We start from the raw sequence: 14,941 nt of genomic DNA, 5'->3' as shown, positions 1-14,941 counted from the left end.
CGCAAATTTACCTAAACTTATTGGTATTTAAAAAGATTATTTTGTCTGAAGCGAATGATTTCGCAATTTTGGAGGTATGTGTCCAAATTTTTGGATTACTTTAAATCCATTTTTATGGTGAATCTTGCAATAAAGATTATGGTTCGACAAAATATTAAGAAACTGGACTAAAGTCCAGCTCTACAAAATAAAATGTTCCTCCGGAACTAAAACATAGAAGAATCGTAGATTCAAAAAATATTGTAGGGCTTGACTTTAGTCCAGTTTAAGGCATGTAGGAATAAAAATCAAATTATTCGATTTGAATTATTTTCCGTTTTTTTGTGTTTGAAGATAAGTTTTAAATCAGAATATAAATAGGCTCCAACAATTCCTAATATTGGAATTGATATGAAGAATCCACCCTCTGGGATAATTAAAAAAATAGTAAGTAATATAAATGCAAAACAAATTGGGTAAATAAATAATCTAGTTAAAATCATTTTCATACTCCATTCTTTTTCAGGGGCCTTTTCTTCTTCTTTAATATTTAGTGTTTTACGAAATTCTTCTAAATGTTCTTTTTTCTCATATTGGTAAATTTTGTTGTTAAGTAGTGAAATTGCCAAAAATAAAACGAGGATTATTACTCCACAAATAAAGAAGCGTTTTAGCTCAAAATCAGTTAAACCTGTGTAAATAAGTGGTAAGAAGAAAACAAACGGGAAGATTGATTGTATGACTTTACCATAAGAATTTAATTTGTCGGTTATTTTTACTAGTTGATTTTGATTATCAAATTCAAAAGTAAAAACAGGATAATATATTCCTCGTAACGTTCTTTTTTGCCAAATCTTAATAATATTCTTTTTAACTTCTCCATTTACTTTATAATTAGTAGCGAAGGCATAAACAAAATGATTCCAAAAAGTGTCAGCTTTTTTGACTTTTATTAATTTCTGAATATCTAATCGAGTCAAATCCATATTGAAAATAAAAATTTACTCACAAAACAAATATTTCTCAGAATCAGCACCCTTTTTCTTTGAAGGAACAATCAAATGCGATTCAAATTTATTTCCTTTCAAAACATCATTCACAAAATCTAAAACATATTGTTTGCCGTCATGAAAAAGGTAGCCTGAGAATTCATGACCGCCACCACAAAATGTAATCAGTTCAATATCTTTGTGTAGATCAATCATATGGTTATAAACGGCATAAGATCCAAAAAGAATTAACCAGCCCGAAGCATTTGTTGGGCAGGAGCGATGCGAACCGGCAGCATACGGAACAGTTTGGTCATTATTTCCATGTGCCAACAACATCGGCATCGCTTTTTCTTTTGTAATTAAATTGATATCCTGAATGGCTCCGGAACCTCCAATAAAACCGGCATATTTAAAGTTTTCGGGTAAATTGCTTTTATATAGATTCATGAGTTTATAATCCCAAAATGAAGCGTGAAAACCAATTTCGGCACCCGCACTAATTCCGGAAATAAATATTTTTGAAGTATCAAGATTGTATTTATTGGCATTTTCAATCAAAAACGAAGTCGCCTGCCACATATCGCTCACGCCAATTTGGATTGCTTTTATTTTTTCGGTCAAAGTTCCTTTACATCCAAAATCTTTTCCTTTCATATATAAACTGTACGAAATGCTGGCAACCGCATAACCGTTTTTCGCCATAAACATCCCAAATTCTTTCTCGCTGGTACGTTCTCCGCCAGAAAATCCTCCACCAAAAGCAAAAATCACTAACGGAATTTTCTCATTTGATTTTTTCTCAGGCAAATACAAATCCAAATCCAGTTTGATAGTGTCGTTCTGGAAATAAGTCATTGTTTTGATTTCCTGAGCTTTCATCGAGTTGATTGTGAGTGCGATAAAAAGTAAAAGGATTTTTTTCATGGCGTTGTGGTTTAGAATCTCGCAATCCCGATGGCTATCGGGAGCAGAGTCGCAAAGTTTTTCAAATATAAAGGTTTGCCGCGAATTTCACGAATTCCCTCGAATTTTTAATTTACTAATCCACTCTAAACGATCATTAAAATTTAAGTTTTTTTGAGTTATTTTAGTTTGCGTAAGTTCGTGAAATTTGTGGCAAAAAAACATCTGCTTTTGCATCCTAAAAAATCTAAAATCTAAAATCTGAAATCTGAAATCAAAACCGTATATTTGCGTTTATTTTTAATTACGAATGGAGAACGATAAAGAAAAAAACACCGCCGAATTTTACGAAAGATTAAAGGTAGAATTGGATAACGCAAATACCTGGCCTGCTGAATACTTGTACAAATTCATTGTGCCTTCAGTAGCCGATAATGTTGAGCGAGTTGAAAAAGCTTTTGACAGTATGGGCGCGGTTATCAAAACAACAAAATCTAAAACAGGTAAATTTACCAGTGTTTCTGTAGACGTTACGATGAACAGCTCTGACGATGTGATTGGCAAATACAAAGAAGTATCTACAATAGAAGGTATAGTTTCATTATAACTTATGGTCGAAAAATATAAAAAAGAAGTCGCAAATGATGTTGTTTTTAATTTAGAATACAATTCTGAAAGGCAACGTTTACTTATTCCTGAATACGGTCGTCATTTGCAAAAACTGATTGATCAGGCTACTATTATTGAAGATGCAGAAACGCGCAATAAAGCAGCGAAATACATCATTCAGGTAATGGGGAGCTTGAATCCGCATTTGCGTGATGTGCCCGATTTTCAACATAAATTATGGGATCAGCTTTTTATTATGTCTGATTTTAAATTAGATGTAGAATCGCCATACCCAATCCCGTCTCGCGATGTATTGCAGTTAAAACCAGATGTTTTACAATACCCGCAAAACTTTCCGAAATACAGATTTTATGGTAACAATATCAAATATATGATTGATGTTGCCAATAAATGGGAGGAAGGCGAAATGAAAAATGCATTGGTATTAGTGATCGCTAATCACATGAAAAAGTCATATTTAAGCTGGAACAAAGACACAGTAAAAGATGATGTGATTTTTGAGCATTTATTTGAATTGTCCGGAGGAAAAATCAATTTGTTGCAAAGTACAGAAGAGCTTTTAAACACAACTGATTTATTGCGTACGAATAAACGTATGTCAAACAAAATTACGCCTCCTGGTCAACCAAAAATCCAAAGCAACAAAAACAATAAAGGACCTGGGAAACCAAAACCTTTTCAGAAAAACAATAATCAGAAATAAAAAAAGGTGCTAAGATGCTAAGGAGCTAAGAAGCTAAGACTTTTAGTTTAGAACCTCAGAATCTCAGAACCTTAGAACCTAAACAAGATCTATGGGAATTTTTAAAATCGAAGGAGGAATTCCTTTAAAAGGAGAAATCACTCCGCAAGGAGCAAAAAATGAGGCATTACAAATTTTATGCGCCGTGCTTCTAACGGGGGATAAAGTAAGAATTAATAATATTCCCGATATTATTGACATCAATAAATTAATCACTTTGTTGGGTAATTTAGGAGTGAAAATTCAACGCAATGAACCGGGTTCGATTACGTTTCAGGCCGATGAGGTTAATGTTGGATATTTAGAAACAGAAGCTTTCAAAAAAGAAGGTGGAGCGCTTCGTGGTTCTATTATGATTGTTGGACCACTTTTGGCTCGTTTCGGAAAAGGATATATTCCAAAACCGGGTGGAGATAAAATTGGTCGTCGTAGATTAGATACACACTTTGAAGGTTTTATTAACCTTGGAGCAAAATTCAGATATAACAGAGAAGATCACTTTTACGGTGTAGAATCTCCGGCAGAAGGTTTGAAAGGAACAGATATGTTACTTGATGAAGCCTCTGTAACCGGAACTGCAAACATTGTAATGGCTGCTGTTCTAGCTAAAGGACAAACTACTGTTTACAACGCTGCGTGTGAGCCTTACTTACAGCAATTATGCAAAATGCTGAATTCGATGGGAGCTAAAATCACAGGAGTTGGTTCAAACTTATTGACTATCGAAGGTGTTGAAAGCCTTGGAGGATGTGAGCACAGAATTCTTCCTGATATGATCGAGATTGGTTCTTGGATTGGACTTGCAGCGATGACAAAAAGTGAAATCACAATTAAAAATGTAAGCTGGGAAAACTTAGGTTTGATTCCGAATACATTCAGAAAATTAGGTATTACAATTGAAAAACGTAATGACGATATTTATATTCCAGCTCACAAAGATGGGTATGAAGTGAAAACAGATATCGACGGTTCTATTTTAACGATTGCCGATGCACCATGGCCAGGGTTTACTCCTGACTTACTAAGCATTGTTTTAGTTGTTGCTACACAAGCAAAAGGTGATGTTTTGATTCATCAAAAAATGTTCGAAAGCCGTTTGTTCTTCGTAGATAAATTAATCGATATGGGAGCTAAAATTATGTTATGCGATCCACACAGAGCGGTGGTTATGGGACATAATTTCGAATCTCAATTAAAAGCAACAACAATGTCATCTCCTGATATTCGTGCGGGAATCTCATTATTAATTGCGGCTCTTTCAGCAAAAGGAACAAGTACAATTCAAAATATCGAACAAATTGACCGTGGATACGAGCGAATCGATGAGCGTTTGAGAGCAATTGGAGCAAAAATCGTGAGAGCGTAAAAAAATATTTGCCACGAAATCACGAATTAAAGGAAGATTAAGATTTTTTATAATTCGTGACTTCGTGGCGAAAAAAAATAGTCTAAATGACAGATGAACAAAAAGCTGTAAAAGCTACTATATTTAGTATAGTTGGAAACACCTGCTTGGCCTTGATAAAAGGTTTGGCAGGTTTTTTTGGCAATTCATATGCCTTAATTGCAGATGCAATAGAATCAACTGCAGATATATTTTCGTCTTTTTTGGTTTTATTTGGAATCAAGTATTCAAATAAACCGCCAGATGAAAATCATCCTTATGGACATGGACGTGCAGAACCATTAATTACCTTTTTGGTCGTTGGTTTTTTAATTACTTCAGCAACGATTATTGGGTACGAAAGTATTTCTAATATTCAGACTTCGCATGATTTACCAAAATCGTGGACATTATATGTTTTAGGAGCAATAATTATCTGGAAAGAATATTCGTTTCGTTTAGTAATGAGACGGAGCAAAGAAACCAATAGTTCTTCTCTTGCCGCGGATGCCTGGCACCATCGAAGTGATGCTATTACTTCAGTAGCGGCATTTATCGGAATTTCTGTTGCGCTTATAATGGGAAAAGGTTACGAATCAGCAGATGATTGGGCGGCACTTTTTGCTGCTTTTTTTATCTTATACAACAGCTATAAAATTTTTAGACCTGCGCTTGGCGAGATCATGGACGAAAACCTTAATGATGATTTGGTTGAAGAAATTCGTATTACAGCTTTAACGGTTGACGGAATTTTAGGAACCGAAAAATGTTTTATCCGTAAAGCTGGTATGAAATATCATGTTGATCTTCATGCGATTGTCTCTGCACAAATTTCAGTAAAAGAAGGGCATGAACTCTCACATAAACTGCAAGATACCTTAAAAGAAGAAATTCCTCAATTAGGGAATGTTCTGATTCACATTGAACCAGATGATTATCACTGATGAAAAGATTCTAAGATACTAAGGTTCTAAGTTGCTAAGGTTTTCTTTGAAGTGTAAAAAAAATCCGTTTAATCTTTTTAAAAAGAGTAAGCGGATTTTTTTTTGGGCGTTACCTCTGGCCGGGCTGTCCGCTATATCTTTATGTTTTTAAAGAAAAAACAAAAAGGATGTCGCTCCCATCCCTAACACACTCTCAAGTAATTTGAGATTTATGTCGTTTTTATATTTAAAATAAATCCTTTTTGATCTGCCTAAATCTGCTAAATCTGCGTGAAACCTTAGTCTATGTTAGTCCAGCACATTCAAAATCTTCAATCCAAAAACAACACCGTTTTGCTGAACACCGCCTTGATACGAATGAACATAATCAACTCTAAATAATTTAAATTTCCCGAAACCCAAATTATCTAAACCAACTGTGAATTCAGAATAAGGTTTTCTGTCCGGAATGGCCAGCGAATGAAAACCAATATTCATTGTAGATTTCAAAAGATTTAATAACGGAATTTTATTCATAATAAAACCGGTATCGTTATATTCTGAATGTATTTCAAGATAACTATCGTTTGTGCTATTGGCATAATATGGCATCATATTAAAAACATTTAAATAGCGATCACTTGTTCCAATGTGTGTTTGGTTTCCGTTGAAATGTCTGTAATCTATGAAAGAAATATTTTTTGCATTAAAGAACTTTCCGGCTTTGAAATTCATTCCCAGAAGGCCTTTATTTCCTAAGGATAAGTCGTATTGAACAGCCGCACCAAGTCTTTCAAATTCATATTTTTTCTCGCTGGCAGCAAAAGCTTTTTCAAAAATCAAAAATACAGTTGGATATTTTTCATCTTTAATATTATATCTTCCGTCTGGTCTTGAGATATATTTGTTTCCGAAGTTAATTCTCGCAGTCAAAGATGTTTTAAATAAGTGATGCTGATCAAAAGCGGAAGTTGTGAAATCGTCCGGAGCTAGGGGATTGTTAGAGGAATAAATATCATCTTTCTTAAAGAAGGAATAATCTGTGGTGTTAAAAAGAGGTTTTCGTTGCTCGTACGCCACTTTAGCATTCAAATTAATTCCGTTTGCAACATCCTGAGCATAGTTGATTTGGGCAAATTCTAAATTATACAATTTCATATAATTGTCTTTAAAGAATAAAGAGCTTATCGAATTGACAAATTTAGTTATAGGTTCAGCACCATTAAATTGAGCTGTTTTTGTTCCTCCGGAAGCCCAAATTGTGGCGTAATTAATATTGTTGAATCGATGGCTAAAGTCTCCGGTAACACGAAGACGTTCATCTGAAAAACCGTAGTTAAAAGTAGTATTTATAGAAGTGTTTTTTCCTTTTTCTTCATCCCATTTTCTAAAGGAGAAGCCAGAGTCCAGATTAAAACCTTGTACAGTATTAAAACTTAAAGACGAAAGGTTTAGCAGACCTTTGTATTCAAAAGAATGTTTCTTAAAAGTATTCTTGTATTCATAACCCATTATGACGTCAAATACTTTAAACTTGTTGTTTTTAGCATCGACTGAATCTGTATATTTTTGAGATTTTTTAATGGTTTGTAAACTGTCTTTTTTAGTATAATCGTTGCTTTCCTCAAGAGTCAAAGGAATTGGTCGGATTTCATTCCAAAAAGCGTCGTCTTTTTTATTGGCGTTCGCTTCAAAGGCTACAATTTCATTTCCAAAGGTTTTCTTTTCAAAAGAAGCAGGAAACTCATAATTGGAATAAACATAATTGAATTTTCCAGAGAATTTAACTCCGAAAGCACCCGCATTGAAAGAAAGTGTCTGTGCATTTTTAGACCAGATTTTATTCTTCGAATTGTAACTAAAACTCTGTTTTAAGGTCATAATTTCAGTAAATTCATTTTTCATTCGGTAACCTTTAATATCTAAATCGATAGCATAAATCGCAAAACTATCGTCGACAATATAAATGTAGCCTTCAAAAACCGGTTCTTTATCCCGTTTTGGAGTTACTTTAATCTTGTTAATTTGCTGATTGTTATCATCGAAGAAAGTGCCTTCCAGTTTGTATTTGTAATAACTGAACGCATTATCCGCAATAGGAGAGATAAGTTTAATATCAAAGTCTAAAGTATTGTCGTAAAAATCATAAGTTGATAAAGAAGCTGTATTATAGCTGTAGCCTTTATTGTTTCCGGAGATTTTAGAAGCAATGATTTTCTCTTTTAGTTTGCCGGGTTTTTCAAAAGAAATCTTCGAGATTGTTTCTGATAAATATAAAGTTCCTGTTCCGGTTGAGTCTAAATTTGACGCCATTTCGTCGCCAATATCTACCTTCAAGCCCATGATCTTCTTTGGAAGATCTTTTATTTTAAACATTCCCTTTGAATAAAAATCAGCGGTATAACGTGCTGTTTTTTCAGAATTGTCTTTTTTGCTTGCAATTGCACTTCTTATAATTGCATTCGCGGGATTGTTTTTAGGATCAATGACAACTTCATTCAATGCAAAGCTTTCTTCCTGCATTATGATGTTTAAGGTAACCGTTTTTGAATCTGCAGAAACAGTTAATTTTTGAGTTTTAAAACCCAAATACTGAAATGTAATTTTGTTTTTGCCAACTTCCTTTACGTTCAGTTGGTATTTTCCAAGCTCGTTTGAAGTTGTGCTCGTATATGTGTTTTCTTCAAGAACAGATACAAAAGGCAAAGGATTTCCTTTTTCATCCGTTATAGTTCCTTTGATCTGGGCAAAGTTAGAAATCGAAAAAAATAAAAAGGCAAGTAAAGTATAGTTTCTCATGAAAGTTTTTTCTCTCACAAAAATAGAATAACTTAAAAACGAGCTTATTAATAATTTGTTAAATTGTTTGTCAGGCTGAGCGGAGTCGAAGCCCTCTCATTTCTATTAGCCTTCGACTTCGCTCAGGATGACATTCGCTTACAAAAATGATACTTATTTACAAAAAGGACTGAATCGCTAATTCGTAACTTTTTAATCCAAAGCCTAAAATAACCCCTTTTGCATTTCCGGATAAATAGGATTGATGTCTAAAGCTTTCGCGCGCATACGTATTCGAGATATGAACTTCGATAACAGGTGTTGTAATGGCTTTCATCGCATCGCCAATACCAATAGAAGTATGTGTGTACGCGCCTGCATTCAAGATGATTCCATCAAATGTAAAACCAACTTCCTGAATTTTTCCAATCAACTCGCCTTCAATATTACTTTGATAATAAGAAAGTTCAACGTTTGGAAATTTTTGTTTCAACGTTTCAAAATAATCTTCAAAAGTTTGACTTCCGTAAACTTCAGGTTCTCTTTTTCCTAAAAGATTCAAATTGGGTCCGTTGATAATGCAAATTTTCATAAGTAATTTAAATTTTATTAGTGTGATTAATTCCATTTGACATTTCACGGAATACATTTCACAAGCATGTAAAAATAAAAAAACCGTTCCAATTAATAGAACGGTTTTTATAAAACTATGTGATATTCTTTTTAGAACATGAATCCAGCTGAAATTTGAAATACTGAGTTTTTAATATCCGCATTTTCAGACGCCTCTGTTAATCCTAAACCGTAACGTCCTTGTAAAAAGAAGTTCTCAGTAAGTTTAACTCCTAATCCCGCATTTACGCCAAATTCAAAAGTTTTACCATTTTTTACATCAAAATCATTTCTTTCACTTACTAAGAAAGAAGCTTGTGGGCCAACTTCCAGACTAAAAGTTTTACTTAAATAAAACTTAGCCATTACCGGGATAGCTATATATCCTAGTTCGTTTTTAACATCTTCACTTACATCACTAAATTTATATGATGCACCTGTAGTAGAGTATAAAAGCTCTGGTTGGATAGAAAATTTCTCTAATAATTTTATTTCAGCAACTAAACCAGCATGGTAGCTAGTTATACCTTCTTTGTCAATTTGATCTGGAAAATCTCCAGTTTGGTTTGCAAAGTTAACCCCTGCTTTTACTCCAAGTTTTAATAATTGGGCTTGTATTGTAGCTGATGTTGCGATGAACAGTACAGCTGCTAAAAGTATTTTTTTCATAAAATTGTTTTTAAAAAATTGGTATTTTTTTTAATGTTATATATAGACCAAAACTACAGAATTATGATTTTATTGTTTTGTGTTTTGCATTAAATAATTAATAAAATTCGGATAATTTTTTAAAATGACTAGATAATTGGCTCTTTTTAAGAGTGTTATTCTTATGTATTAGAAATTAGTTAAAATTTTATTTAATAAGAATTAGATGTCATTTATTTTTATTTTAACTAAGATTTATCTGCTGTATTTTTAGCTCTAAAAGTACGTCTGTAAACATGAAATAAAGAAAAATAACTTTTTTTTCATTAATAATAAGTAAGATTTTTTATGTTTTTCACGGTGCAAAAAAAGTTTTTATTTAATCTTTTCTTGTATTATTAACGTCTCTAAGGTGTTGTTTGTCTCGTAAGATTTTGGCTCTAATTACTGCTTTATTTGTTAAAATGCAAATGATATTTTAATAAGTATAATTTTATATTTGACCGTTTAATTATAACCAAAAAATAAAAATGAAAAAAATTATTATGACTGCTGCTGCAGTAATGGCTTTCGCATTTTCAAATGCACAAGAAACGAAATTTGGAGTAAAAGGGGGTGTTAACTTTGCTAATTTAACTGGTGACACTGAGGATGCATCATTAAAAGTTGGATTTCACGTAGGTGGGTTTGCAGAAATTAAGGTGTCAGATAAATTTTCTGTACAACCAGAGCTTTTATACTCAACTCAAGGGGCTAAATTTGATGAATCTGGTGAAGGTTTTGATATAGAAAATAAATTAAATTTAAGCTATTTAAATATTCCAGTAATGGCAAAATTTTATGTAGCGGAGAAATTTAGCCTTGAAGCAGGACCACAAATTGGTTTTTTATTAAGTGCAAAAGCAAAAAGTGAAGGTACTGATGAGGGAATTACATTATCTGCAGAGGAAGATGTAAAGGATTCTTTTGAATCAATTGACTTTGGTGTAAACTTCGGAGCTGGATATGATTTTACAGAAAACCTTTCTGCTGGTGTTAGATATAATTTAGGATTATCTAATATCGCTAAAACAGAAGATGGGGATGATTTTAAAATGAACAATAGTGTTTTCTCATTATCGGTTGGATATAAATTCTAATTAATAAGATTAATAAATAATCAAAACCTTCCAATTTTGGAAGGTTTTTTTTATTTACATGTTTTTATTTCATTTTTTGCGTGAAGGGTATTTTTTTTATCATTATAACATTATTGTAAAAAAACAAATTATTTTTTATGAAGTATATTTCTATATTTGATCTATTAATTTAACCCAAAATCAAATAAAAAATGAAAAGATTTTTTTTAGTTGCGATTGCAGTAATGGCGTTTGGATTTGCAAATGCTCAACAAACAAGGTTTGGAATAAAAGGTGGTCTTAATATTTCTACTGTAGTTGGAGGAGATGTAGACAACACAAAATCTCTAGTAGGTTTTCATATTGGAGGTTTGGCAGAAATTCATGTTGTAGAGAAGTTTTTTATACAACCGGAGCTTTTGTTCTCTGCTCAAGGTACTAAATTTGATGGTCCTTTTGGAACTGATGGTGATTTTAAACTTAATTATTTAAATATTCCGGTATTAGCCAAATACTATTTTATAGAAAATAAATTTAGTGTTGAAGCGGGTCCACAATTAGGTCTTTTATTGTCGGCTAAAGCGGAAGGTGAAGATATTAAGGATTATACTAGGTCAGTAGATCTTGGATTTAATCTTGGAGCTGGATATAATTTTACTGATAATTTTTCAGCTGGTCTTCGTTATACTATTGGTATCTCTCCGCTGTCTGATAATGATATCGATAATGCAGACGACTATTATGACAGTGCTAAAAATAGTAACCTGGCATTGTATTTAGCTTATAAATTCTAATTTTACAGAATATATTTTTTTAAAACCTTCCTGATCCGGGAAGGTTTTTTTATTGGTTATTTCATTTTGGTCTATAGTTTGTTTTTTATAATAACAAATTATTTTTTAATTTAATAAGTATATTTTTATATTTGATTGATTAATTTAAGCTCACAAAAAAAAAATCAATTATGATGAAGAAAATTATTTTATCTTCTCTTGCACTTATGGTATTTAGTCTTGCAAATGCTCAAAGAACAGGGAGTAGATTTGGGATTAAAGGAGGTGTTAATTTTCCAAATAGCTCTGGTGATTTCCATGAAAATGAAACTTTAATAGGGTATCAGGCTGGTATTTTTTCGGAAATTAAAACAGATGAAAAATTTGGTATTCAACCTGAACTTTTATACTCAACTCACGGAGTGAAAAATAAATTTATAAAGGATGGTATAGCGTACGATAATGATATTAAATTGGCCTATTTGAATTTGCCTATTTTGGCTAAATATTTTGTTATTCAGGAATTAAGTGTTCAGGCAGGTCCGCAAATTGGTTTTTTAATGCATGCTGAAGAAAATGGTATAAATATTACGGATCATGTTAAAACTATCGATTTTGGTTTGGCTTTTGGTATTGGCTATAATTTTCTGGAGGATTGTTCTGTAGATCTTCGTTATAACTTAGGTTTGTCAAATGCCGTGGATTTTCATGTTGCAGATGATAATTATAAAATTAAAAACAACGTATTTTCTTTAGCTGTGGGATATAAATTATAAATTGAATATTTAATGATTGTAAAAGCTTTCTTCTTTGGGAAAGGTTTTTTTTATCTCTTTGTATGAGATATTTTTATGTCTAAAAATGTTTACTTTGTAATCATGAATTGGAACAGATATATAAAAGATTATCAATCGTATTTACGAATCGAAAGAGGTTTGTCTAAAAATACTATCGAAAATTATGGTTTTGATATTGAACGACTTTGTTTTTTTTTAGAAGTGAATAAAATTGAGGTTTCTCCATTAAAAATTACGGATGAAACGATTCAGCAGTTTATATATCAGGTTTCTAAGGAATTAAACCCGCGTTCTCAGGCGCGTATTATTTCAGGATTAAAAAGCTTTTTCAATTATTTGGTTTTTGAAGATTATAGAAACGATAATCCTTTAGAATTAATAGAAACTCCAAAAACAGGCCGTAAATTACCGGACACTTTAGCAGTTCAGGAAATTGATGCACTTATAGCGGCAATCGATTTGAGCTCAAATGAAGGCGAACGAAACCGCGCTATGCTGGAAACTTTATACGGTTGCGGACTTCGGGTTTCAGAACTCGTTTCTCTCAAAATTTCTGATTTATTTTTTGATGAAGGTTTTGTAAAAATTACCGGAAAAGGAAATAAAGAACGTTTTGTGCCAATTGGAAAATTGACACAAAAATACATTCAAATTTATCAGAATGAAATTAGAGGCAATCTAACTATTAAAAAAGGTTGTGAAGATACCTTGTTTTTGAACAGAAGAGGAAATCAGTTAACAAGGGCAATGATTTTTACTATAATAAAAGATTTAGCTGTAAAAGTCGGTCTTAAAAAAAATATCAGTCCCCATACACTTCGTCATTCTTTTGCAACGCATCTTCTGGAAAATGGTGCCGATCTAAGATCAATTCAATTAATGCTTGGTCATGAATCAATAACAACTACTGAAATTTATGTGCATTTGGACAGAAGTTTTTTAAAAGAAGTAATGTATTCTTTTCATCCACGGAAATAACTTTTTTTTCAAGAGACCCTGTTTTTATCTCAAAAATTAATATATTGTATGATAAATTCTATTAAATGCAGATAAGATCGACGAACTGCATTTTTTTTGATTTTAATCAGTCAATTTACATAAAAGGTACTATATGGTTTTTGATTTATATGAAAATGATGATTGCTTAGAGATTAATAATTTTTATAAAAAATTATTAGCTGAAATGCCCGATTTGCTTTTTCAGTTTGTAATAGACAGAGACAATAATTATACTTTCCCACTTGTAAGTAAATCGGCTGATGATATTTTTGAAATTTCGGCTAAGGAGTTTACAAATGATATTAAGCTTCTTGTATACGACAGAATTTTCCCTGCTGACAGAGAACTTTTTTTTCAATCTTTGGTGAAAGCACGCAGGGAAGTGAAACCTTGGGAGATAGAATTCAGAGCTATTTTACCAAAGAAAGGTTTGCGCTGGTTTAAAATCTCCTCAAAAACAGAAAAGTCTATTGCTGATAGCGTAAGCTTTTTTGGGCATGTTTCTGATATTACCGAGCTTAAAGATAAGGAAGAAAAATTGCGTATTTCCGAAGAACGATTTCAATTTGCCCTTGATGCCTCGACAGTTGGTATTTGGGATTGGGATATGGTGACTAATAGGGTTTTTTATTCTTCATTGTCGCTTAAAATTCTGGAATTAGAATCAATAGATATCTTTGATGATCCGGAACGTTGGGATAAAATTGTACACCCGGATGATCTTCCAAAATATTATTCTGATATTCAGGAACACTTTGATAATAAAATACCTTATTACGAGAATTATCATCGTGTAATGACTTCAAGTGGTAATTACAAATGGATTCTCGATCGTGGAAAGGTGATTAAACGTGATGAAAATGGAAAACCTTTGCGTGTGTTAGGAACGCATACGGATGTTTCTTTGCAGAAAGAAAAAGAGTTAGAGATTATAAAAACGATGAAATTATACAGTGACCAGAACAGTCGTTTGTTGAATTTTTCGCATATCGTTTCGCATAACTTAAATACGCAGGCCGGAAATATTAAATCAATTTTAGACTTTATTGACGCCGATGTTGATAAACAAACTGTGAGTGAAATGTTAGTGCATTTAAGAACAGTTTCTAATGATTTGAATGATACGATTTCGAATTTGACGCAAATTGTAAAAACACAAAGTAATATTAATATTGCCGTTGTTCCGTTAAAACTGTGTGAGTACATTGAAAAAACAATCACTACCATAAGAGGATATGATAAACAGAAGAATGTCACGATCGTTAATAATGTGCCCAATTATTTAACGATTAATTTTAATCCTGCTTATCTTGAAAGTGTTTTGTTGAATTTTACAACAAATGCTATAAAATATGCTCATCCGGATCGCGATCCCATTGTTGTTTTTGATTTTGCGATTGAACCTGAAGGTCAAAAATCATTAAAAATTACGGATAATGGTTTAGGGATCGATTTAGCCGTTCATGGCGATCTTTTATTCGGAATGTATAAAACCTTTCATAAGCACGAAGAAGCGCGCGGAATTGGCTTGTATATTACCAGAAATCAAATAGAAGCCATGAAAGGAACTATTTCAGTTGAAAGTGAAGTAGGAGTGGGGACAAGTTTTAAAATTGTATTCAGCGATCTGTAAGAGTTGAAAATTGGTATTAAACAACAAAGG

At 32.4% G+C, this 14,941-nt stretch carries 14 protein-coding genes; 9 read left to right on the top strand and 5 right to left on the bottom strand.

The window, feature by feature from the left end; all coding sequences use genetic code 11:
* Positions 1-287 precede the first annotated feature (287 nt).
* Both Q7C23_RS16335 and Q7C23_RS16330 read right to left on the bottom strand, forming a co-directional pair.
* Positions 288-959, bottom strand: coding sequence for a hypothetical protein (locus Q7C23_RS16335; protein ID WP_375033530.1), 672 nt, complete (start codon positions 957-959; stop codon positions 288-290).
* A 21-nt stretch (positions 960-980) separates the two neighbouring features.
* Positions 981-1,895, bottom strand: a complete 915-nt coding sequence (locus Q7C23_RS16330) for an alpha/beta hydrolase (protein ID WP_375033529.1) — start codon at positions 1,893-1,895, stop codon at positions 981-983.
* 289 nt (positions 1,896-2,184) lie between these two features.
* Here Q7C23_RS16330 and Q7C23_RS16325 point away from each other — a divergent pair, with 289 nt between their 5' ends.
* From Q7C23_RS16325 to Q7C23_RS16310, 4 genes are all read left to right on the top strand, one after another.
* Entirely contained in the window at positions 2,185-2,481 is a 297-nt protein-coding gene (locus Q7C23_RS16325) for a DUF493 family protein (protein ID WP_042567278.1), read from the top strand.
* Positions 2,482-2,484: 3 nt separating this feature from the next.
* Positions 2,485-3,207, top strand: coding sequence for a DUF4290 domain-containing protein (locus Q7C23_RS16320; protein WP_074659573.1), 723 nt, complete (start codon positions 2,485-2,487; stop codon positions 3,205-3,207).
* Positions 3,208-3,298: 91 nt separating this feature from the next.
* On the top strand, positions 3,299-4,612 hold the full coding sequence (murA, locus tag Q7C23_RS16315) for a UDP-N-acetylglucosamine 1-carboxyvinyltransferase (RefSeq protein ID WP_194658385.1): 1,314 nt from the start codon (positions 3,299-3,301) through the stop codon (positions 4,610-4,612).
* A gap of 86 nt (positions 4,613-4,698) precedes the next feature.
* A complete protein-coding gene (locus Q7C23_RS16310) occupies positions 4,699-5,574 on the top strand; it encodes a cation diffusion facilitator family transporter (RefSeq protein ID WP_375033528.1) in 876 nt (291 codons plus the stop codon).
* 288 nt (positions 5,575-5,862) lie between these two features.
* Here the strand turns inward: Q7C23_RS16310 and Q7C23_RS16305 are convergent, their stop codons facing one another.
* The 3 genes from Q7C23_RS16305 to Q7C23_RS16295 form a co-directional block, all read right to left on the bottom strand.
* Positions 5,863-8,352, bottom strand: a complete 2,490-nt coding sequence (locus Q7C23_RS16305; RefSeq protein ID WP_375033527.1) for a DUF5686 and carboxypeptidase regulatory-like domain-containing protein — start codon at positions 8,350-8,352, stop codon at positions 5,863-5,865.
* Positions 8,353-8,509: 157 nt separating this feature from the next.
* Positions 8,510-8,923, bottom strand: a complete 414-nt coding sequence (gene aroQ, locus Q7C23_RS16300) for a type II 3-dehydroquinate dehydratase (RefSeq protein WP_375033526.1) — start codon at positions 8,921-8,923, stop codon at positions 8,510-8,512.
* Between the two features lie 131 nt (positions 8,924-9,054).
* Complete coding sequence (locus tag Q7C23_RS16295; protein ID WP_375033525.1) at positions 9,055-9,612, bottom strand: porin family protein; 558 nt, start codon at positions 9,610-9,612, stop codon at positions 9,055-9,057.
* Between the two features lie 509 nt (positions 9,613-10,121).
* Here Q7C23_RS16295 and Q7C23_RS16290 point away from each other — a divergent pair.
* The 5 genes from Q7C23_RS16290 (at position 10,122) to Q7C23_RS16270 (ending at position 14,911) form a co-directional block, all read left to right on the top strand.
* A complete protein-coding gene (locus Q7C23_RS16290) occupies positions 10,122-10,730 on the top strand; it encodes a porin family protein (RefSeq protein ID WP_375033524.1) in 609 nt (202 codons plus the stop codon).
* 191 nt (positions 10,731-10,921) lie between these two features.
* The gene (locus tag Q7C23_RS16285; protein ID WP_375033523.1) at positions 10,922-11,503 is read left to right on the top strand and encodes a porin family protein; all 582 of its coding nucleotides are present in this window, start codon (positions 10,922-10,924) and stop codon (positions 11,501-11,503) included.
* 170 nt (positions 11,504-11,673) lie between these two features.
* Entirely contained in the window at positions 11,674-12,258 is a 585-nt protein-coding gene (locus Q7C23_RS16280) for a porin family protein (protein WP_375033522.1), read from the top strand.
* Positions 12,259-12,360: 102 nt separating this feature from the next.
* A complete protein-coding gene (gene xerD / locus Q7C23_RS16275) occupies positions 12,361-13,257 on the top strand; it encodes a site-specific tyrosine recombinase XerD (protein WP_375033521.1) in 897 nt (298 codons plus the stop codon).
* Between the two features lie 133 nt (positions 13,258-13,390).
* Positions 13,391-14,911 (top strand): PAS domain-containing sensor histidine kinase, encoded by a 1,521-nt coding sequence (locus Q7C23_RS16270; protein WP_375033520.1) that lies wholly within the window; start codon positions 13,391-13,393, stop codon positions 14,909-14,911.
* Positions 14,912-14,941 lie beyond the last annotated feature (30 nt).

Source organism: Flavobacterium sp. LAR06 (genome assembly GCF_041946075.1).
Classification (GTDB): domain Bacteria; phylum Bacteroidota; class Bacteroidia; order Flavobacteriales; family Flavobacteriaceae; genus Flavobacterium.
The sequence above is the reverse complement of the archived record's forward strand: the minus strand, read 5'-3'. Positions and strand labels throughout refer to the sequence as shown.

What these genes read in the sequence shown, in the direction of transcription:
- Q7C23_RS16285 (WP_375033523.1), top strand. Translation starts at nt 10,922, where the DNA reads ATGAAAAGATTTTTTTTAGTTGCGATTGCAGTAATGGCGTTTGGATTT.
- Q7C23_RS16270 (WP_375033520.1), top strand. Translation starts at nt 13,391, where the DNA reads ATGGTTTTTGATTTATATGAAAATGATGATTGCTTAGAGATTAATAAT.
- Q7C23_RS16290 (WP_375033524.1), top strand. Translation starts at nt 10,122, where the DNA reads ATGAAAAAAATTATTATGACTGCTGCTGCAGTAATGGCTTTCGCATTT.
- Q7C23_RS16295 (WP_375033525.1), bottom strand. Translation starts at nt 9,612, where the DNA reads ATGAAAAAAATACTTTTAGCAGCTGTACTGTTCATCGCAACATCAGCT.
- xerD (WP_375033521.1), top strand. Translation starts at nt 12,361, where the DNA reads ATGAATTGGAACAGATATATAAAAGATTATCAATCGTATTTACGAATC.
- murA (WP_194658385.1), top strand. Translation starts at nt 3,299, where the DNA reads ATGGGAATTTTTAAAATCGAAGGAGGAATTCCTTTAAAAGGAGAAATC.
- Q7C23_RS16330 (WP_375033529.1), bottom strand. Translation starts at nt 1,895, where the DNA reads ATGAAAAAAATCCTTTTACTTTTTATCGCACTCACAATCAACTCGATG.
- aroQ (WP_375033526.1), bottom strand. Translation starts at nt 8,923, where the DNA reads ATGAAAATTTGCATTATCAACGGACCCAATTTGAATCTTTTAGGAAAA.
- Q7C23_RS16280 (WP_375033522.1), top strand. Translation starts at nt 11,674, where the DNA reads ATGATGAAGAAAATTATTTTATCTTCTCTTGCACTTATGGTATTTAGT.
- Q7C23_RS16325 (WP_042567278.1), top strand. Translation starts at nt 2,185, where the DNA reads ATGGAGAACGATAAAGAAAAAAACACCGCCGAATTTTACGAAAGATTA.
- Q7C23_RS16305 (WP_375033527.1), bottom strand. Translation starts at nt 8,352, where the DNA reads ATGAGAAACTATACTTTACTTGCCTTTTTATTTTTTTCGATTTCTAAC.
- Q7C23_RS16320 (WP_074659573.1), top strand. Translation starts at nt 2,485, where the DNA reads ATGGTCGAAAAATATAAAAAAGAAGTCGCAAATGATGTTGTTTTTAAT.
- Q7C23_RS16310 (WP_375033528.1), top strand. Translation starts at nt 4,699, where the DNA reads ATGACAGATGAACAAAAAGCTGTAAAAGCTACTATATTTAGTATAGTT.